Annotated in this window: 11 protein-coding genes, 1 tRNA gene and 2 rRNA genes; 2 read left to right on the top strand and 12 right to left on the bottom strand. The window is 39.4% G+C overall.

The window, feature by feature from the left end; genetic code table 11:
* Window positions 1-17: 17 nt before the first annotated feature.
* Window positions 18-2,744 carry a zinc-dependent metalloprotease family protein gene (locus tag KG732_RS07790; protein ID WP_213522173.1) on the bottom strand — a complete coding sequence of 909 codons (2,727 nt, stop codon included), beginning with the start codon at window positions 2,742-2,744 and terminating at the stop codon, window positions 18-20.
* Window positions 2,745-2,948: 204 nt separating this feature from the next.
* Between KG732_RS07790 and KG732_RS07785 the strand changes: the two genes are divergently transcribed.
* Window positions 2,949-3,464, top strand: coding sequence for a hypothetical protein (locus tag KG732_RS07785; RefSeq protein ID WP_213522171.1), 516 nt, complete (start codon window positions 2,949-2,951; stop codon window positions 3,462-3,464).
* A 4-nt stretch (window positions 3,465-3,468) separates the two neighbouring features.
* Here KG732_RS07785 and KG732_RS07780 read toward each other — a convergent pair whose 3' ends face one another.
* The 7 genes from KG732_RS07780 to fahA all read right to left on the bottom strand — a co-directional run bounded on the left by KG732_RS07780 (window position 3,469) and on the right by fahA (window position 12,199).
* Window positions 3,469-4,002: a DUF922 domain-containing protein gene (locus tag KG732_RS07780; protein WP_213522169.1), complete on the bottom strand. Its 534-nt coding sequence runs from the start codon at window positions 4,000-4,002 to the stop codon at window positions 3,469-3,471.
* Window positions 4,003-4,404, bottom strand: coding sequence for an OsmC family protein (locus KG732_RS07775; protein ID WP_213522167.1), 402 nt, complete (start codon window positions 4,402-4,404; stop codon window positions 4,003-4,005). It abuts the gene before it with no gap.
* Window positions 4,404-6,365, bottom strand: a complete 1,962-nt coding sequence (locus tag KG732_RS07770) for a LysM peptidoglycan-binding domain-containing protein (RefSeq protein WP_300980389.1) — start codon at window positions 6,363-6,365, stop codon at window positions 4,404-4,406. The genes KG732_RS07775 and KG732_RS07770 overlap by 1 nt, the downstream gene beginning before the upstream one ends.
* Before the next feature lie 7 nt (window positions 6,366-6,372).
* A complete protein-coding gene (gene guaA, locus KG732_RS07765) occupies window positions 6,373-7,905 on the bottom strand; it encodes a glutamine-hydrolyzing GMP synthase (protein ID WP_213522165.1) in 1,533 nt (510 codons plus the stop codon).
* Between the two features lie 110 nt (window positions 7,906-8,015).
* Window positions 8,016-9,614: a bacillithiol biosynthesis cysteine-adding enzyme BshC gene (gene bshC / locus KG732_RS07760; protein ID WP_213522163.1), complete on the bottom strand. Its 1,599-nt coding sequence runs from the start codon at window positions 9,612-9,614 to the stop codon at window positions 8,016-8,018.
* 110 nt (window positions 9,615-9,724) lie between these two features.
* Window positions 9,725-10,909: a hypothetical protein gene (locus KG732_RS07755; protein WP_213522161.1), complete on the bottom strand. Its 1,185-nt coding sequence runs from the start codon at window positions 10,907-10,909 to the stop codon at window positions 9,725-9,727.
* The gene (gene fahA, locus KG732_RS07750) at window positions 10,910-12,199 is read right to left on the bottom strand and encodes a fumarylacetoacetase (protein ID WP_213522159.1); all 1,290 of its coding nucleotides are present in this window, start codon (window positions 12,197-12,199) and stop codon (window positions 10,910-10,912) included. It lies immediately after the preceding gene.
* Between the two features lie 100 nt (window positions 12,200-12,299).
* Here fahA and glyA point away from each other — a divergent pair, with 100 nt between their 5' ends.
* Window positions 12,300-13,571: a serine hydroxymethyltransferase gene (gene glyA / locus KG732_RS07745; RefSeq protein ID WP_213522158.1), complete on the top strand. Its 1,272-nt coding sequence runs from the start codon at window positions 12,300-12,302 to the stop codon at window positions 13,569-13,571.
* Between the two features lie 849 nt (window positions 13,572-14,420).
* Here the strand turns inward: glyA and KG732_RS07740 are convergent.
* The 4 genes from KG732_RS07740 to KG732_RS07725 form a co-directional block, all read right to left on the bottom strand.
* Window positions 14,421-17,132, bottom strand: a 23S ribosomal RNA gene (locus KG732_RS07740).
* Between the two features lie 314 nt (window positions 17,133-17,446).
* Window positions 17,447-17,520, bottom strand: a tRNA-Ile gene (locus KG732_RS07735).
* A gap of 124 nt (window positions 17,521-17,644) precedes the next feature.
* Window positions 17,645-19,120 (bottom strand): 16S ribosomal RNA (locus tag KG732_RS07730).
* Together the 16S and 23S rRNA genes with 1 tRNA gene alongside form the textbook arrangement of a ribosomal RNA operon.
* A 408-nt stretch (window positions 19,121-19,528) precedes the next feature.
* Window positions 19,529-20,872: an MATE family efflux transporter gene (locus KG732_RS07725; RefSeq protein WP_213522156.1), complete on the bottom strand. Its 1,344-nt coding sequence runs from the start codon at window positions 20,870-20,872 to the stop codon at window positions 19,529-19,531.
* Window positions 20,873-20,914: the final 42 nt, after the last annotated feature.

Raw genomic sequence — 20,914 nt, 5'->3', positions numbered from 1 at the left:
TGAGGTTGCACAGCTGTTTATTTTATAACAATCCTTTTAGTAATAGATCTGTTAGCATCCTTAATTTGAACAAGATACATCCCTGAAGAAACGTCATTTAGATTAATGTTCTGATTAAAGCCTGAATAAGTTTCATAGGATCTTTTAAAAACAGATCTACCGCTTAAATCAAAAATATCAAGCTCCACTAGGTTGCTTGAAGCATGATCAAATAGAATAGTAAAGCTACCTCTGCTAGGATTGGGATAAATGGATACATCATCTAGCTCAAAAGACTCATTACTCAATGGAGTCACCATTAAGGTACAAACTTCTATAGACCAGCTATTCAGTGTACCAAAATCCTGGACTGCATCATCACTAACAGTTAACGTCCAATCCCCATTTGCTGGCAAGTTGTCAAAAACAGAAAAGGTACTTGATGGATTAAAATTACCTACAGTTGGCTGCCTGCAAAGTATCGCAGGAGCTCCATCTTCAAAGGTAGCATTCAAACCCGCTTGATTGGCACATTCTCTATTCCAAACCAAAGCAAGGTTGCTGCTAGAAGGATTAGAAATACCTATGATCATGTCAGAAATATACGTATGAGACACATCTACACCAACTTTGATACTTGCTACATTTTGTGTTACAGGAACATTTATAGTAGCGCTAATTCCATTGCTATCGTTATCTGGGATGGCAGTGTTTACTATTCCAGATTGATAGGTAGTACAAACCGTTTGAACACTTGCATTAATATTAAAATCCACATTATTAATGGCAAAGAAAATAGTTCCAGCACCTTCTACCATGAGTCTGCAATTAGGAGCGACAATACCACTGGGTACCAACAGATCATAAGAACCTGTATTGGGTACATTACTGGCAAGTACGGTGTCAAATGTCCTACCACTATCAGTAGACAATATGATATTTACAAAGGAGGTATTAATACTATTAGCATTAGTTCCTGCGACATTCCAGGTAATTGTTTCTGTAGTGTTAGGTAGCCATACGGTTCCATTATTACCAGGAGAGGTTACACTAAATGGACCTGCATTTGCATCCACCTGGATGGTCATTTGGTCTGCATCGGTCTGCCCACCTCTGGTGTCGTTATCCCTAACGGTGAGCACAAAATTCATAGGTCTTGTTGCAAAAGGAAGCTTTTCCCACTGGGTAGAATTACCGCCAAAGGCGATAATATCTTCTAATCTAGGAATAATTCTTACTGGTTCATTTGTACCTTCAAAAGACCTTACTAGAGGGCCATTTAAGTTGTTTTCAAGGGGTATACCGGCAGGCCCTAAATCAAATTGTTCCCAGGTATAGGTATGTGTAGATGTCCCATCAGTATCAGTAGAATTCCCTACCAATCTATACGGCGTCCCTAAAGGAATGGTATAATCAGCATCGGCAATTGCGTTAGGAGGCGCATTTCCTGTGATATTTAGTTGTGCACATGTACTGAGACCATTAAACACATTATTAAATATACTGAGTAAGCTGGTTTGGTGAAAGTATGCATCACTGTTGTTTTGAATGTTTTGAGGAGGACAGATTCCTGCATAGGCCATGATCGTCGTTCCACTCGCCGGTTCATATGCGCTATTTGCAGATCTATTGCCTCCGGCGCAATTTGCAGCATCTCCATTAAATGTATGCGGCGCTCCCATTTGGTGGCCTATTTCATGAGCTACAAAATCAACATCAAAGGGGTCGCCAATTGGGGCACTCCTTCCTGTTACTCCTTGAGCTTTTCTACTGGTACAGGGGGATGCTAAAGAAGCTAAACCACCACCACCAGTAGAAAAAATATGACCTATATCATAGTTAGCAAACCCTATAGTGGTATCTATAGCCGTTTGATTTTCTCCTAGAATGGCCCCTGGATTGGTATTGGAAAAATTATCAGATCCAATAGAAATTAAAAGATCGTTATTTGCTACAAAAGTCATCGTTATACTCAAATCACGCTCGTAGATAAAATTATTTCTGGTCATAGTGACTACCATAGCACCCATTACTGCCATTCTTTTATCAGCATCTGAAGCGGTTGCTGGAATTCCTGCTCTCATCCAATGAAAATCTGAGTATTCGACAGTGGTAGAAATGGCTAACCTAAAATTTCTTAAAATACCATCATTAGCATTCTTCAGATCTATAGGTGATTCTGGACCTGAAAATCGTTGACTTGCCCCTAAATTTTCGTCTACATGACATTCCCATCGTTCTCCTAAATCAACAAGATCTTTCTTCTTATAAACAATCACTGAAGCATTATTCATGGTATATGAATCAACAAACTCTGTCCCTAATTTAGGAGAGAACAGCATCCCATGGAATCCTTGAGATGTAATTGAAAATCTAATTTGGTTGGTCGGCTCACTAATGCTCTGACCTACATAAGATCTAAAATCGGAATAAGTAGCCTGTAACTCTGGAGCCATAACACTGGCTTCTTTTACTTGGAAAAACTCGATTCCATTAGAAGTGGGATATCCAATAATCGTATTGGAAGGGTTGGAACTAGCACCTCTTTGTGGGGCATCTGCTAACTTGTTTTTCAGTGCTTCCATATCAACCCTATAATAGGTAGCAATAGTAGGCTCAGATTTTCTGGACCATAAGGGATCATTTTGTAGTTGAGAAACACTGACCGAAGACCAAGAGGTTTTTGTATTTTGCGCCATACTAGGAACGACCATACTCAGATTTAATACAAGTATGGACAGGCACCAACGATAATTTTGAAACATAGAACTATTTTTAAAACACAATGATAAGAGAAAATGATCACATTTAATAGCATTTGCGAGGGCAACTTGGTTGATCTCTTTCAATTTTTTGGGAAGTAGTTTTTGATCATTTGACTATCGCAATGCATCGAGTACAAGAAGTACTTTAGCTAAAAAGTAAAAAACCACTCAACCATAAACATTCAAAATCTAAATTCTTAAGTCATGCGCACTTGCTGTCAACTAGTATTTATGTGGATCTTATTGACTTCTTGCAAAACCAAGAACGTCTCAGATAACAGCTTGGTGGCGCTGTACAAATGTCCCACAGAAGGGAGTTGCTCTTTTGAAGTGTTAAAAGACACAGCGCTTCTGGTTCTGGAAGACGAATTTAAAAATAGCTATTATCAATTAAAGTCTGCTAAAGGCAGACTCGTATTAAAATTTGAATACAGCAAAAACGAAGATCCTCAACTGGCAGATGACTCCTATTCAGAAATAATATTTATAGAAATCGATGACAATGTCAATGAATTGAAACTAACGGATGAGTTATTAACTGAGGCAAAAGTGAGTTTTAGTAGGATGTGCTTTTGTCGCGGTTCGACTGGCTTGTATAACATCAGAAAAGGAAGGCTACATATTTATAAACACCTTAAAGGGTTTCAAGTAACTCTTAATTTTGAAATAAATGAAGTGCCACATGTCATCACCTCGTTTACAGCATATTTTGAACTTTAATACCCTAAGCTTCTAAGCTGGTTTTAAAAAGTTCTTCTCTAATTTGAGCAGACCATTTTTCTTGTGCCTCTTTTAGTAATCCATGCTTAGTTGCTCGGTCATAAGCATGTTGTGTTTGCTGACGTTCGTTTTCCAATTTTTGAAATATTCCATCAACTTCCTTCTTTATATTTTTTTTGGGAATATACTTTTTGTAGGCGGCTCTTAGTTTCCGAGCATATAATTCTGAAATATCCCAGTGCACCTGTTCGTGTTTTAAAAGGCTGGGATTGTTTTCATTGCTATTCTTTTTCCAGCTCAGTTGAGGATAGAAGCTAGTGGTGACAGCTACATCAATCAATAAGTCCCCGTCACTTTTTGTGGTGGTAAGAAGGTAGCTTATTCCGCTATTGACACTAGCAGCATGTGATGTATTTTGGGGTGGTAGTCCTTTAAAATCACTCCAAGAAAGTTGTGGGCGTTCTTTATAAGTGAATTTTTCTACTGGATCAGTAAAGAAAAAGAGAACGAATGAAAAACAAAAAAGTACTACGTTCATTTAACCCCAATTAAAAATAATATTTTTAATCAATTCAGGATGCAAGCTATTAAGCACTGGACACGTATTTGCCACTCGTTCTAATATCAATTGTGTCCTTTGATCACAAGTTCCCTTCATCTCCAGTTCCACATCTATTTGAGCAATACGACGAGGACTTGACGACATGAATTTGGTCACTTTTGCCGCACTCCCAAGAAGGTTCACTCCCAATTCTTCTGCTTTAATAGCCATTACAGTGAGCATACAACTTGCTAGAGCTGTTGCTACAGTATCTGTAGGAGAAAAAGCTTCACCTTTGCCATGATTATCCAAAGGAGCATCGGTAGTAAAGGAATCACCACTTTTTAAATGGGTTGATTCACACCTAAGATCACCTTGATAGGTTACAATAGAAGTCATTACTTATAATTCTTTTGTAATCCATTAATATGTAGCTCTTTTATACTCAGGTCTTCTTGATATTGTAACATATAAATAGCATCATTGTAAAACCCAGAAAAGAACTTTTTGGAATAATCAAATTTATTCTCGGTCATCTGCGTTTTAGCATTTATAAAGGCGCTTTCATATAAATCAGCGGCGCTTGCTTGCCTAAAAATAACATCAAGTGTTACATCAAAACCTCTTGTTGCATAAGAGTTAGGGGTGATCTTATGAATGGAAACATACTTCTCGATAAAGGAGTTGGTAGTATCGCTTTCTTTAAACATGCGGGGAAATATATAATTAAGACTCGCTAATTTTGTGTTAGATAAGCCCATATCTTCAAAATTCTCTAAACCAAACATGGTTATTTGATAGGCAGCTGTTTTTGCAGCATAATTTACTACCGCATCGGTAATTAAAACCTCATTTTCTATAGCTAGTACAATAACATTTTCTGTGTCTGATTTTAATTTTTTACTATATTCCGCACTATAAATATAGTTTTTGTCTGTATTGGGAACTAAGACGGTTGCACCGGGTAAGATCGAGGTAAATTCCTTTTTAAGTTCGGGACGATCGTTATCAGTAATGATAATAACGTTCTTACCCACAGCATATGTTGCCAAATACTCTTGGAGTTTTTCCTTGAGCACCTGGTCACTAGGTCGTGCTTGAAACAGATTGCGGTATAACCTAACTTCTGTATTGGTTAAGGGAGAAATAACAGGAATACCTTTATCCTTTAGCTCCTTGGCGGTTTCTACCACATTAACAGACATCAAAGGGCCAATGACAGTGTTATATTCGGTAAAATCAGTTTGTTTTAAAATATTCTGAGTGGTTTGAATATTTTTTTGAGTATCAAAAACGTCATAAATAACAGGTATTCCCAAAGCATTGGCACTGTCAATCGCGATCTTCAAACCACTGTAAAAATCTAGTGCAATACGCATCGTACGATCGCTTTTTAAGTTATCTCGATCACTAGTGGTTTCGTCTATTTTTTGGAGAGAGAAGGGAAGCATGATGGCAAGTCGCTGCTTTTTAAAATTGTTCAAACTATCTACTAACCTAGCAACGCCAGAAGTCTCTAGTTTCAAATCTGTGACCTTTCCATAGTTAGGATTAGGAATAGTAACGCTCATCCCCTCTTGTAGTCCTTCCTTTAATTGTGGATTCAGAGAGATCAAAGAATCTTCACTTACACCGGCTACCTTTTTAAGCAAATACATACTCATGTTATTAGGTAGCACATATTGCATCATTTGATTATCTTCAATAGCTGGTGTTACCGGCCCTTGATTGTCCTTATCCTCTGAAGTAATCAAAGAAACATTCTTAGGTACATTTAATATCATCCCAGGTCTTAAAGCCCCTACTTCTGGGTTGAGTTGGTGAAGGGAATCTACTTTAATACCATATTTAGAAGCGATGCGATACATTCCCTCGCTTGGCTTCACTAGGTACTTACCGTCTGGTAAGTTTGCAGGATCTGATACCACTTCTTTGATTTTAGACAGGGAAATTTCTACATCTTCAAAAACCGGTATTTGAATGCGATCTCCTTTTCTCAGGGGGTTAGAATACAGTTCTTTATTCGATTCTTTAATATCGAGCTCTGTTATTTCATATTTTTTAGAAAGGCTGTATAGCGTTTCTTTACGACCTACATGGTGACTCTTATACTTTTTAATTTTACGTTGTGTAAGCACCTTATTTGGAGCTGGAATTAAAAGGACTTGACCATATTTCAATCCAGATTTTAAATCTGGATTAAGCGATAACAAGTCTTGAGAAGTGACCTTATACATTCTTGTTAGTGTATAAATCGTTTCCCCTTGCGCTACAATATGCTGTTGGTAATTTTGCATGCATGCGGCATTCGCTTTCGCGAAAGCGAAACACATACAAACGATAACTACTATATATTTCATATTCTTATTATTCCCATTCTATAGTTGCTGGTGGTTTTGAACTGATGTCATACACCACTCTATTAACGCCTTTTACCTTATTTATTATTTCATTACTAGTGGCTTGTAAAAATTCATAAGGTAGGTTCACCCAGTCAGCAGTCATTCCATCGGTACTCTCAACAGCTCTAAGAGCTACACATTTTTCATAGGTTCGTTCATCTCCCATAACTCCTACACTATTGACCGGTAAGAGAATAGCACCTGCCTGCCATACCTTATCGTATAGGTCCCATTTTTTAAGGTTATTGATAAAAACGGCATCTACTTCTTGTAGGATGCTTACTTTTTCTGGCGTGATGTCTCCTAATATTCTAATGGCAAGACCTGGTCCTGGAAAAGGATGTCTTCCTAAAAGTTCTGCCGCCATTCCCAAAGACTTCCCTACTCGACGTACTTCATCTTTAAACAATGCCTTTAAAGGTTCTACAATTTTAAGCTTCATAAAATCAGGCAACCCACCTACGTTATGATGTGATTTAATGGTAGCGCTAGGACCTCCAGTGGCACTGACACTTTCAATGACGTCTGGATAAATAGTACCTTGAGCAAGCCAAGTTACATCTTTGACTTCATGTGCTTCATCATCAAAAACTTCAATAAAAACACGTCCTATAGCTTTGCGTTTTAATTCTGGATCACTTTCTCCAGCCAGAGCCTCCATAAATCGTGCCGAAGCATCAACTCCTTTTACATTCAAACCCATACCTTCATATTGTTGAAGCACCTGAGTGAATTCATTTTTACGCAACAAACCGTTATTCACAAATATGCAATAGAGGTTTTTACCTATAGCTTTATGCAGTAACATGGCTGCTACCGAAGAATCTACTCCTCCAGAAAGCCCTAAGACAACACGATCTTCACCAAGTTGATTTTGTAATTTTTCTACGGTTTCTTCAACAAAACTATCAGGTGTCCAGTCTGCAGTTACGTGAGCAATATTGATTAAGAAATTTTCTAATAACTTTTTTCCATCAGTAGAGTGATACACTTCGGGATGGAACTGTATCGCATAAGTCATTTCCCCCTCCATTTTATAGGCCGCATTTTGAACATCATGCGTACTCGCCAGTAACACACTATTTTCTGGCAATCTTTTAATGGTATCGCTATGGCTCATCCACACCTGACTTCCCACTTCTATTCCTTCTAAAAATGGATCTTCTTGGATAAAAGAAAGATTGGCACGCCCGTATTCTCTGGTGCTGGAAGCACCGACCTCTCCACCGTGAAAATGAGCCAAATACTGTGCTCCATAACAAACACCTAAAAGTGGTTTCTTGCCCCTTATCTCATTCAAATCGATATGGAAAGCGGCTTCAGACCTAACCGACATAGGGCTTCCAGAAAGAATTATTGCTTTATAGTCATCTAGGTTAGATGGTACTTTATTGAAGGGATGGATTTCCGAATAGATGTTTAACTCTCTTATTCTGCGCGCAATGAGCTGCGTGTATTGCGATCCAAAGTCTACTATTAATATCTTGTCGTGTTGCATGAGCAAATTTACTTTTTTAATAACTAAACCCTATAGATGTCAAACACTTTTGTTAACGTGTTTTCAAAAGAATTTTACCCAGTTCAATAGGCACAGAAGTGGTGCGTCAATTAAAGTTGAATAAGGGTAAATCTTAAATCTAGCGGATCTAAATGTTCTTTGAGGTTATGGATAAATTCTGGTCCGTATTCTTGATACAAAACAGAGAAATTAGTGTGCCTTTCTTGTAAACTACCGTTAGGGAAAAGTTCTTTTTTAAGCTGTAGTGCTCTTTCTAGATGGTCCTGTAATTGGCGTTTTTGAGCCTTTAACAGCCTGTTTTCCAAATGTTCTAACCCCTTTATTTGCTTGTGCTCTTGAGCTTTTACTGCATTTTCAAACGAGGGGTCTGTTTGAGTTGCTAGCTGGTGAAGCGCAACAAATTGTTGCTTTAAATGCTGCTTCTGCTCAGAAAAATCAATTTCTATAGCGCTGATTTTATGAGTAAGTTGGTTGGTGATCGTGTGATCTTCTTCAAAAAGATCCCAAACTTCTAATGACATCTTCTCCAACTTATCCAATTGCTTATTTGTTATTAAAAGAGCTGAGTTGCGCAATAATAAGATCGGAAAGGTAACTTGTAGTGAATCGAAATACCCTTTTAATTCTAACCAATACGCTATTTCGCCTCCTCCACCTATGTAGCATAAATTAGGTAGTATTACTTCTTGATAAAGAGGCCTCATAATGACATTAGGCGAAAAACGTTCTGGGTAGGTTTCTAATTCTTTAAGAATTTCATCTTGGGTAAAGCTTATTCCTATTTCGTCTATATGGTAGGTCCCATCCTTTTCTATAATGCGTTTGCGATAGTCGCCTGTCAAATAAAATAAATTGATCTCTCGAGGATTGACTTGTACTTTATATTGATCTGGCCAGGTTTCTAGTGTTTTACTAACTGCATTAAAACTAGCTTTTGAAACCAGCTCTTCTTTAAAATAAGGTATTGCTAGGGACTTCAACCGCTCATTATCGGCATCGATGATCACCAAACCTTCTTTTTTAAACAATTCATGGGCGATCGCTCTAGTAGCATCTGCAAGGTTTTTATGTTCTACATATCCTTTTTTAAAAAGGCTTAACACCTCTAGAGCGTGATCATGTTTTCCTAAAAGATCTTTAAAGACAGCCAAAACATCCTCTAATCCGTCAGTAGATAACCTTCCTACTCCACCTGTGGCCTCACGATTGTAAACTACTTTTTTGTCACTATAATTAAAATACTGTATCTCTTCAAAATCATGATCTTCGGTAGCCATCCAGTAGACAGGTACAAAATGAAAAGCAGGATACTCCTGTTGAAGTTGTTGACATAAATTAATGGTCGAAATAATCTTGTACAAAAAATACAACGGCCCGGTGAACAAATTAAGTTGATGTCCAGTAGTTACGGTATAGGTTGCTTGATCCCTAAGTAATGTTATATTTTGAATACTCTCCTGCTTATCCTCAATAAACGCATATTGATCTAATAATACGTCAGATAAGAGTTCTCTCTTTTCCTGTGAATTGCTCCACTCAGATTGTTTTTCTAAAATCTGATCGTTAAAGTTCTCTATTTTAGGAAACCTGTGATACAATGATTTTAACAGCTCCTTTTCATCGAGATAATCTGACAGTAACGCAGAGAAATGTTTAATAGATTGATAAGGTTTATGGTTCAAGCTCATTGATTTTGGATCTTTTCAAAGATAGGAGTTGAATTGTGAAGTATTTCTTAAGACTGCCATGGATGTGATCTTTCTTTTTAGCTCGCTTTCGCGAAAGCGGAATCACCAAGCTAATGGTACTGCAGCCTATTTAAAATCTGTTTTATCTTGAACTTAAGGTCTTCTCCTGTATCATAAACCATTTGTTCATCTGGTGGGAAGTTCACCGATTGCGGATTCAGAGTCTCTAGGTAATTTGCCTCCAAAGCCCTTCTGTCACCATATACGGAACCATACATATAGGTAAACACAAAACTACTGCTCACTGGGAATCGATCTACAATTTGAAGTGTTCTTTTATCTTTTAATTGAACTATTGCATTGACGTTAGATTCCTTTAATTGGGTGTTTTGAATCACATTTGCCTTGATTGTTATGAATTTGTCTTTTTTAATATCATTTCCAAGACTATCTTTTTTAACATTTCCGTTAGCATCATACTCATAAATAAAGCCGTCTTTGATTTCTTTTTCCTTTACCAATTCTTTTTGAAGTACCTGCTCGGGAGAAACAACAATTCTATCGATGATGATGTCCAGATGATAATCGTAATCTAGCGCATTGATCTTATTGTTATGATATTGGGTCCACTGATCATTAATACCATACGTCGAAAAATTGAGTAATTCTTCCTCTAGCCTTACGGGCAATACCGTCTCTGACTGATTTTGCAACCCTACAAGTATGTAATGTGTTCCTTGTTCTAAGGCTTGTTGTATCAAAGCGCGTGTATCTCTAAAGTTAGGATTGATCTTATCCAAATACTTAAGATCATTATACACCTTTCTAGATTCCATTATGTTAGCAACTGCCAACGCTTTTTTAGAAGTATCCAATAAATAATCACTGAGAATCATTCTAGAAGATAAAATCTCTGAATTATAATCTTGAAACTCAAATAGCGCTACTCGATTAAGATTTAATACTTGAAGTGGTAATAGGGGCCGTATTCTATTTTGTCGCCTATCCATTCTTAGATAGGTTTCATAAATAGGTTCTAACACCGCAGGATTAGGATCTAATTGCCATCTTTTAAGTTGCATTTGATCTTGTTCTGTTGCTTTTTTAAACGCCCTCTCTAGAAGTGGGATAACCTCTTGATTTCTTTTGGAGTTCTTACCCGACACTAAGTTATCTACGGCAATGTTGATCGCCTGATCGTAATCCCCTTCATTGATAGCGATTTCTGTTTTTTTAACGCTACTGCAGGAAACTTCAAAGATGACAACAGCTAAAAGGATGCATACTCTTTTCATTTATTTAGATTTAGGCTGATATACAGGCAGGATCTTATTGGACACTTCTCCAAATCCGATTCTTAAATCTCCTTTGTGGCAATACCCTCTCATGGTTACCGTATCGTAATCTTCAATAAACCTGCGTTCTGTGCCGTCATTAAGCTGGACTGGTTTTTCTCCTCTCCAACTCAACTCTAACATCGAACCATAAGAATCTGGTGTCGGACCCGAAATAGTTCCGCTACCCATCAAATCACCACTATTAACTGGACAGCCGTTTACAGTATGATGCGCTAATTGTTGAGAGATGTTCCAGTACAGGTGTTTAAAATTAGATTTACATACGGTGGTAGGTCGGCCTTGTTGAGGAGTGATGTCTACTTCTAGATGAATATCAAAACTACTGTTCTTTTTAGAATCCAGATAATCCAATACAGGCCTTTCTCTTTTAGGACTTTCTGTTCTAAAAGGTTCTAAAGCTTCTAAAGTTACGATCCATGGAGAAATAGCACTCGCGAAATTTTTTGCAAGAAAGGGCCCTAATGGCACATATTCCCATTTTTGAATATCCCTAGCACTCCAGTCATTAAGCATTACCATACCAAAAATATAATCTTCGGCCTCCTTTACGGGAATGGGATGTCCTAAGCTATTAGCATCTGTGGTGATAAAAGCCATTTCCAACTCAAAATCAAGCAGCTTAGAAGGGCCAAAAACAGGCTGGTCTGAACCAGCAGTAATGGTTTGACCTTGTGGCCTATGAATAGGAATATTTGATGGAATGATGGAACTGGATCTCCCGTGGTACGCTACAGGCATATGCAACCAATTAGGCAGCAACGCATTATCTGGATCTCTGAACATGGTACCTACATTAGTGGCGTGCTCTTTACTGCTATAGAAGTCGGTATAATCACCTATAAGCACAGGTAGTTGCATTTCCACTTCGTCCATAGCAAAAATAATTCTATCTCTATGTTCTTTATGATCTCTTAATTCGGGATTGTTTTTATCGAAAATATCACCAATTCTATTTCTAACGAGCCTCCACGTTTTTTTACCATCTGATATAAAATCATTTAAGGTATCCTGCATGAACATATCATCGGTAAGAGGCACCATATCAAAATAGCCCATTTCCTGAAGTGCCCCCAAATCAATAGCATAATCACCAATACGGGTACCTATAGTAATGACGTTGTCTCTAGTTAGAAAAACACCAAAGGGTATATTTTGAATAGGGAAATGAGTATCTCTATTATATCCTATCCAAGAGTTTCTTTTTGGGTCGTTAGTTTTAGTAGCCATATGATCTTGATTTCTTGTTAAAAAGTATGTTCAAATATATTATATAAGAATTGGATGATAGCATAAGTAGCTTATTTTTGTCATCTAAATTTGTTCAAAAATGGCTCATAAGGATCAAGAAATTTTCAATCTTATTGAAAAAGAAAGAATTCGTCAAACACAAGGTATCGAATTAATTGCTAGTGAAAATTACGTAAGTGATGATGTACTGGCAGCTGCTGGTTCTATTTTAACTAATAAATACGCTGAAGGCTACCCTGGTAAAAGGTATTATGGTGGATGTGAAGTGGTTGATGAAATTGAGAACATCGCCATTGAAAGAGCTAAAAAGCTTTTTAATGCTGAGTACGCCAACGTTCAACCTCATTCGGGTTCTCAAGCCAACACAGCTGTTTATCATGCCTGCTTAAATCCTGGGGATAAAATATTGGGTTTTGATCTTTCTCATGGTGGTCATTTAACACACGGGTCGCCTGTTAATTTTTCTGGAAAAATTTACAAAAATTCATTTTACGGTGTTGAAAAGGAAACCGGATTATTAGACTATGATAAAATTGAAGCAATTGCTGTAAAGGAGCAACCCAAATTGATTATAGCAGGAGCATCAGCCTATAGCCGAGCCATTGACTACAAAAGATTTAGAGAAATTGCAGACAAAGTAAACGCCATCCTATTGGCAGATATTGCTCACCCTGCAGGACTTATAGCAAAAGGGGTCATTATGGACGCCGTACCACATGCTCATGTTTGTACGACTACTACACATAAAACCCTTAGAGGACCTAGAGGAGGTCTCATCATCATGGGGAAAGATTTTGATAATCCATTTGGAGAAAAATTAAAAAATGGAAAACTTAAAAAGATGTCCAGTTTATTAAACAGTGGTGTATTTCCCGGTAATCAAGGGGGACCATTGGAGCACATTATTGCAGCAAAGGCAATAGCATTTAAAGAAGCTTTGACCGATGAGTTTTTACAATACATTCATCAGGTGAACAAAAATGCCCAGGTGATGGCTCAAGAATTTGTAAAAAGAGATTATCACATCATATCTGGAGGAACCGATAATCACATGATGTTGATCGATCTGAGAAATAAAAAAATCACCGGTAAGGAAGCTGAAGAACTTTTGGGTAAAATACATGTCACATTAAATAAAAACATGGTTCCCTTTGATACAGAGTCTCCATTTGTAACTAGTGGTATCAGAGTGGGTACCGCAGCCATAACTACGAGAGGATTTGTAGAAAATGACATGGTTAAGATTGTCGACATTATCGACAGGTGTATCAGTAATAAAGAAAACCCACCAATAGAAGAGCTTGGTAACGAGGTGAACCAAATAGCCAAGAACTTCCCTCTATTTAAGTAAGTGTTCCAAAAATTAATAAAAGTTGGTGTATCCTAGGCCTTATGCATGAGCATACACCAACTTCTATAACAACCCTACACCTCCCTAAAACTTATTGGGAATAAATAAGCAAAGACACGAAGCGTCTTTTACGTAGGAGACTAGAATTCTTAAACACCCGTTATCATAAGAAACCAACAATAAGATAACAAATGATTCACTGCTACAACAACCAGAAAAGGCACAAGTGATCCCTCAACATATAGCTTAATACAGTATAAAAAAACCTATCCTCTAGACAAGGAGGTTATTTATTTATTGTCCAGAATTTAAAGGAGTCGATCCATACGAGGTGATCTTCTGCTATGCAGAAGGTAAGGTAATTTTATATTATGAACAACCTGGGAAACCCCTTCTAAAAAAATTCAATTCTCAAAGAACAAACAACATATCTAGACATGTTGACCACTTCCGTCAATTCGATCGCCTACAGAACTACAAATTAAGATAGCAACTGAAGCAGATCCAAAAGAACCAGAGGTATACCCACTTTATCAGATAGGTTGCAAAATTAGAAACCTATAGGTAATTGGAACCACCGTTTGACTAGCCTCATTTACAGCAATTCATTTTTGGTTGATGCTTTGATTTATGGCATAAAAAAACCCTCATCCGTTAGGACAAGGGTTTAAAAAGAAGGCGGCGACATACTCTCCCACAAATAGCAGTACCATCTGCGCAAATGGAAACTAACCTGTTCCGGAAGGTAGAGGTGGGCCCCATCGCTATAACCCTGTAATGGTTCAGCTGGCATTACGTCAACTGTATAAGTTGACATATTGAAATAAACAAGTAAATAAAAAGATTTGAATACCTAAACACGGGTGGTGGTATGTCAGCTGCCAACGTACTGCCTTTACACTGTGACCTATCAACGCCAGTAGTCTCCACGACCCTTTAAAGAAATCTCATCTTGTGATGCGTTTCTGCTCTGTACTTTCAGCGCTTATCCACCCGACGTAGCTACTGGCAATGCTCCTGGCTTGGAACAACTGGTGATTAGCAGTCAGTCAACTCAGTCCTCTCATACTAAAGATCCAGATTATAGATTTCCACCCCCTGCAGATGGGAGATTGACATCTCGACGTTCTGTTAAGCTCGCGTGCCGCTTTAATGCGACGAACAGCCCAACTGCCAGGATTCTCAGCCTTTGGGTTGTGGAAGCCGACATCGAGGTGCCAAACCCCAATCGATGTGAGCTCTTGGGGAGATCAGCCTATGTATCCCAGCGTACCTTTTATCTTTGGGCAGTGGCGCTGTACAGACCACGGATCACTATGCTCACTTGTTTCCAACCCTGATCGGCCTGTGTGTCACCTGGTCAAGCACCCTTATGCCACATTGCACTCTACGCACGATTCAAGCGTGCTGGGGTACTACTTTAGAAGCCTCCGTTACTCTTTTGGGCGACCACCCCAGTCCGACTACCCGCAAACGTGCTCCGCTTGGCAGAAGGTTGCCGTTCAAATAAGCAAAGGTGGTATTTCAGCAATGACTCCTGCTACCTGGCGATAATGCTTCCACGATGTCTTACCTATCCCACACGACATCAGAGTGTTACTAAGCTATAGTAAGGTACACGAAGATTTTCCGTCCCATGTGGAGTAATCAGCATCTTCACCGATACTACAATTCCCGATATCGCTGAGACAGTATCAAATCGTTACACCATTCGTGCAGAAAGGTCGGAACTTGCCGACAAGGGATTTCACTTCACATGGGACCGTTATAGTTACGGCGCATATTTACCAGAGACTGATTGAGATCTTCGCCTGGTAAAAGCGGCGGGGGAGTAAGCCTCTCTCCTTGCTTCGGCACCGGGCGGTGTCAGGCCCTACTCATGTCTGGGTTTAGCAGAATTACCATGTTTTTTGATAGCAGTCGCTTGGATCTTTTCCTGCCCTATATAAACTATGGGGACCTTTCTCCCAGTTACGGAATCAATTTGCCTAATTCCTTATGCGCGATCACTCGACCACATAAGATTCTCATCCCAGCACCTGTGTCAGTTTGGTGGGCTGCTTCACTTATTTTTCTTACGGAAGTTGCTCCTCTAGTTATCAATCAATTATTAACCTCACCATTTTCTCTCAATCTTAAAAATTAGTTCAACGTACTATTCCGTCGGTACCTGGATTCACACCTCCGTCACTTTTGTTGGGCAAATTTTGAAGATATTAACCTGTTATCACTTTAGCCAGGTGCGCGTTGGGACCCGGCCAACCTCAATACGATTAGCATGGCTGGGGAAGCCTTGGTCTTTCGGTGAGGGTTTCTCACTCCTTATCATTTTATGCTACATTTGTTTCCATCAGCAACTCTCACGAATCATCTTCAACACGTGCAAATTACTCCCTACCACTCTTTTTCAGTTCCTTGCTTCGGTAGTATGGCTATGCCGGTGCCATCCTTCCGTACCGCTCGACTGGTAGGCTGTTGCCCTCTTTGATGAATGGCTGCTTCCAAGCCAACATCCCTAGCTGTCTATGCAGTACAACCTCGTTTTGTCAACTTCTGCCTTGATGGACCTTGAAAAGCTGATCTGGGTTACCCGCTCGGACATGGACACTTATACCCTTCTGCCCTCACCTTAACCACTATTTTAGCATTCAGGTTTGTCAGGAATTGGTAGGCGGTGAAGCCACACGTGATCAGTAGCTCTCCTCTATAAACAATTAACGCTGCCTAAATGCATTCGAGGAGTACAGGCTATTTCGAGTTTGATTGGCGCTCACCCCTACAGGTCATCCGAAGGCTTTTCAGCGTCAACTGGTTCCGAATTTTCACTGTATGTTACTACAGCTTACCCTGCCATGGGTAGATCACACACGGTTTCGCGTCACCACTGCCCCAACTATACGCCCTATTCAGACTCGCTTTCACTTGGCTGGATCTGAAATCATACTTACTAACAACAGTAGTAATGGGCTCTCCCATCCATGCAAAGGCACTCGTCACCTGACTTAACGTCAGGGCTCCATGACTCCTTTATGGCCATGTGGTTTCAGGATCTATTTCACTCCCTTATTCAGGTTCTTTTCACCTTTCCCCTCCTGGTACTGGTTACTGTCGGTCTCACCGGGTATTAAGCGTATGGATGGTCCCCTTGATTCCATACAGGGTTTCACGCCCGCACTACTCAGGATGCCGCTATCAATGGCGTACAGCTTACCAGTACAGGACTATACCCTCTTTGGTTCTTTTTCCAAAGATTCCTATTCATTGCACATCAAATATTACGGTCCTACAACCCCAACAATGCCGTAACATCATTGGTTGGGCTATTCGCGTTCGCTCGCTACTACTGGCCAGATCACTGTTGTTTTCTCTCCTCTGGCTACTTAGGTCTTTAATGATTCTGGGTTTAGCCTTACGGATGATATATCTTCAATATGCAGGTTGCCCCATTTGAAATTTACGGATCAATTCACATGTGCGATCCCTGTATCGCAGCTTATCCGTCCCAGCCGCGCTCACCTCTGAGGCCTAGGCATTCCCCATACGTATAATTTTTGCTTATGATATTCAATTTACCCCCAACGATAGGGGTAAAGCCTATTTTATTTTACTATATAATACATAGAAATTAATCATTACTCGTTAATCTTTTAATATAACCAATGAACGTTTGTATAAAATACACCTGTGGAGGGAATATCAGGTCAGACCAGTGACCTGCACGTGCAAGGCAGGGCACTCTCTATCAGCTAGGCCAATCCCCATTTCAGAAATTTAGAAGTAAATCCAAAATTATGAATACTGAATATCATCTCAACATCTAAAGTTTCCCATAATTGTTTAAATGAACAAAATATGGTAAACAACCACATAAAAAGTAGTCTCAGGCAGACTCGAACTGCCGACCTCTACATTATCAGTGTAGCGCTCTAATTAGCTGAGCTATGAGACTCTAAATCGACAGACAAAACCTCGCCGATTCTATGTTGGCAATTCATAATATGAAATAAATAAGCACACACTAATTAAGTAAATCTTTAAAACATCACTCTTGTAGTTTCGTTATTTCAAACTCAGAAGGAGATGTTTCAGCGCCTTCGGTAGCTACCTTGTCTGACATAGCTGATTACCAAGGTTTTACCCTAGGCAGCTCCTTGCGGTCACCGACTTGGGCACCCCAGCTTCCATGAAGCGGCGGGCGGGTGTGGCGCAAGGCCAGGGACATGTTCACGCATCATATGGCTGATATTTTGATTACTGGCGTTCCAGCTTCACGTAGTCGAGTTGCAGACTGATCAGACGCTGAATGCGGGTTTGAAGATTCGCTCCCTTCTCACCGAGTGCTTTGCTCCTCTATCCCTGCAAACATGGCACGTGTGGCTAGGACATGTGGAGCGTGAGTGGTTGGCGTCATCCCCACCTTCCTCCCCGGTTTGCAAGCGATCTCACTAGGTCCCCGACATGACTCTTTGTGGCTGTAACAGGGTTTGCGCTCGTTCTCAGGACTTAACTGTGCCTCACGGCACAGGCTGACGACAACGTGCAGCACCTTTTCGAGTTCTGTCGAAAGTCTGTTTCCAGCCTATCAGCCTGCATTTGGCCACAGTGGTTCTCGCGTATCATCAATTCAACCACATGCCTCCGCTTGCACGGGCCCAAATCAATTCCTTTGGGTTTCATTCTTGCGAACGTACTCCCCAATTGGGTTACTTATCACTTTCGCTTGGCCGCTCATTACTCAATCTGACCTGAACAGCTGGTAACCATCGTTTACACGTGGACTACCGGGTATCTAATCACATTACTACCAAGCATAATCCATCAGCGTCGTATATTGTTGATGATCTGCGCTTCGCAAATCGACTTATTCTAACAATATCTAAGCATTCCACCGCTTCCCCACACACCATTTAACCACTTCACAATTCAAGACTAGTATCAATGGCGTGCCAGGTTACTGGCCTGCTACCGCTGAAAACATGGCCCATACGGACCCTTTAAACAATGATTCCGGATAACGCGCTTGCACCCTCCGTATTACGCGGCTGCTGGCCTGGGTTCAGCCGGTGCTTAATCTTACGGTACCGTCAACTCTCTACGTAAAGGGTTTCTTCCACCTGTACAAAAGTAGTTTACAACCCATAGAGCCGTCTTTACCTACACGCGGCATGGCTGGATTAGTCTCATGCATTTATCAATGACCTATAACACCTCCGCAGGAGTGGTCCGTGTCTCAGTACCAGTGTGGGGGATCCTGGGACCCCTACCTACTCAGCCAGCCATGTGTTCTTACACCTCACCATCACAAAAAATATCCGGGACACCTTACTCATCTAGCCCACCGTAACCTTTAATTATCAAATCCATGCGACTCAATAATACTATGGGGTGTTATTAAATTACTATTCAGGCTATCTCAGTAATGAAGTGGGTGCTGCTGCATTTGCCTTATGCGCGGTCACCATCATCATGGAAAGGCGCTGAATGCTGCCCCTCGACATATTAAGCCTGTGCGCTGGCGATTATCTGAGCCGGATCAAACTCTTCATCGATAGAATCTTTTAAAGATCATTTAATAACGTTTTCCCATTATAATTAGCATTTGTGCTTATCTAAGTTTATTATTATATAACTATAATTTATCACTTAAAGCGATAACTAATTTGTGCTGTCAATCAATATCTCAATGAACATCTTTACAAAATCTAAAACCAAAATCCTGTTGAGATTTTGTTGTTGTTGATTTTCAGCTTTGAAGAACATTTGCCTCAATTAAACATCCTTGTATTTTCCTAAGCCAGGTGCAAATGCTAGACATCTCTTACCAACCAAACTTTTATAATGATAAAATCAAAATAATTTGAAATAAAAAACAATAAGCTCATTTACAGGTAACTAATTATAAAAAATGTAAAAATGAAACCGATGAAAACCTTCTGAACTAGGATTGTCACGTATCCTTACTTCTTTGTGACTTCATAAGTGCTCAATAAATACCTGTATCTTAAATACATTAAAACAGCCGAAAGCGATAAAGCAATTAATAACCCCATCCATATACCTTGAACTCCAAAGTCATAATAGGTACTCAAAATAAATGAAAATGGAAATCCAACTATCCAATACGCTATAAAACAAATAAACGTGGGAATCCAGACATCTTGAAAGCCTCTCAAAGCCCCTAATAACACTACTTGAAATCCATCGCTTAATTGGAAGAATGCCGCAATTATTAAAATGTTTGAAGCCAATTCAACTACGTCTATATTATCTATATAGATATAGGGCAATTGATTCCTAAAGAACAAAAAACAAAAGGCGAAGACCAATTCAAACATAAAGGTCAACAGAAATAGAGAACTAGCAATTCTCTTTAAATCTGAAAAGTGACCAAGTCCTTTTTGATTACCTACTCTAATAGTAGCAGTTACTCCTAAACCTACTCCTATCATAAAGGTCAATGCAGATAAGTTTAATGCGATTTGATTTGCCGCTTGACTATTCGTACCTAATGTACCCGATAAGAAAATGGCAGCAGTAAAGAGCGAAACCTCAAACAACATTTGAAGCGCTGTAGGAAGCCCCAGATGAAATAGTTTAGTTATGACCCCAAAAGAATAATTCTTTAATAAAGAAAAATAACCTCTGAACTTTTGATTAAAAAAAAGTAAAACAGTAAGTATTAAAAACATTAATATCCTTGCCACAAATGTTCCTATCGCTGCTCCTTCCACTTCTAACCTCGGAAACCCAAATTTCCCATAGATAAAAACGTAATTCAACAATACATTAATAATGTTGGCTACTATAGATGCGATCATGGAATAGGTAGTCTTAGAAAGACCGTCTATAAACTGTTTTACCGCCTGAAACATCATTAAGGGTATTAAGGAAAGTGCTACCCAACGCATATAAGGTATGGCTAAATCAACAACTTCTTTAGGTTGATCAAGCATATAAAGTATGGGTTCACTGAGGAACATCAGAAGCGTTAACAAAACCCCCATGACCAACGACATCAAAAAACCTAAATGAAAAACAGCGCTTACTCTGTGTGTATTTCCCTGAGCATCTGCCTCTGCAACAAGTGGTGTGACCGAAAATGAAAAACCTATTCCTACCGAAAGAGCTATAAAAATCAAGGTATTACCTAATGACACCGCTGCTAGCTGCGCAGCACCCAGCTCCCCTACCATGATGTTGTCTGCTAAGGCGACTAAAAGATGGGCAATTTGACCTACCATAATAGGTACCGCTATATGGAGGTTTTTAGGAAATTCTTTAGTGTAATCTTTTAAAGCCATAATGAGTTATCAAAAGGCGTAAAAGTAGAGCGAATGTGCCAT

It is taken from the genome of Nonlabens sp. (assembly GCF_018401815.1).
Taxonomy (GTDB): Bacteria; Bacteroidota; Bacteroidia; order Flavobacteriales; family Flavobacteriaceae; genus Nonlabens.
Note: the sequence above shows the minus strand (reverse complement) of the source record. Positions and strands in the feature narration are given on the sequence as shown.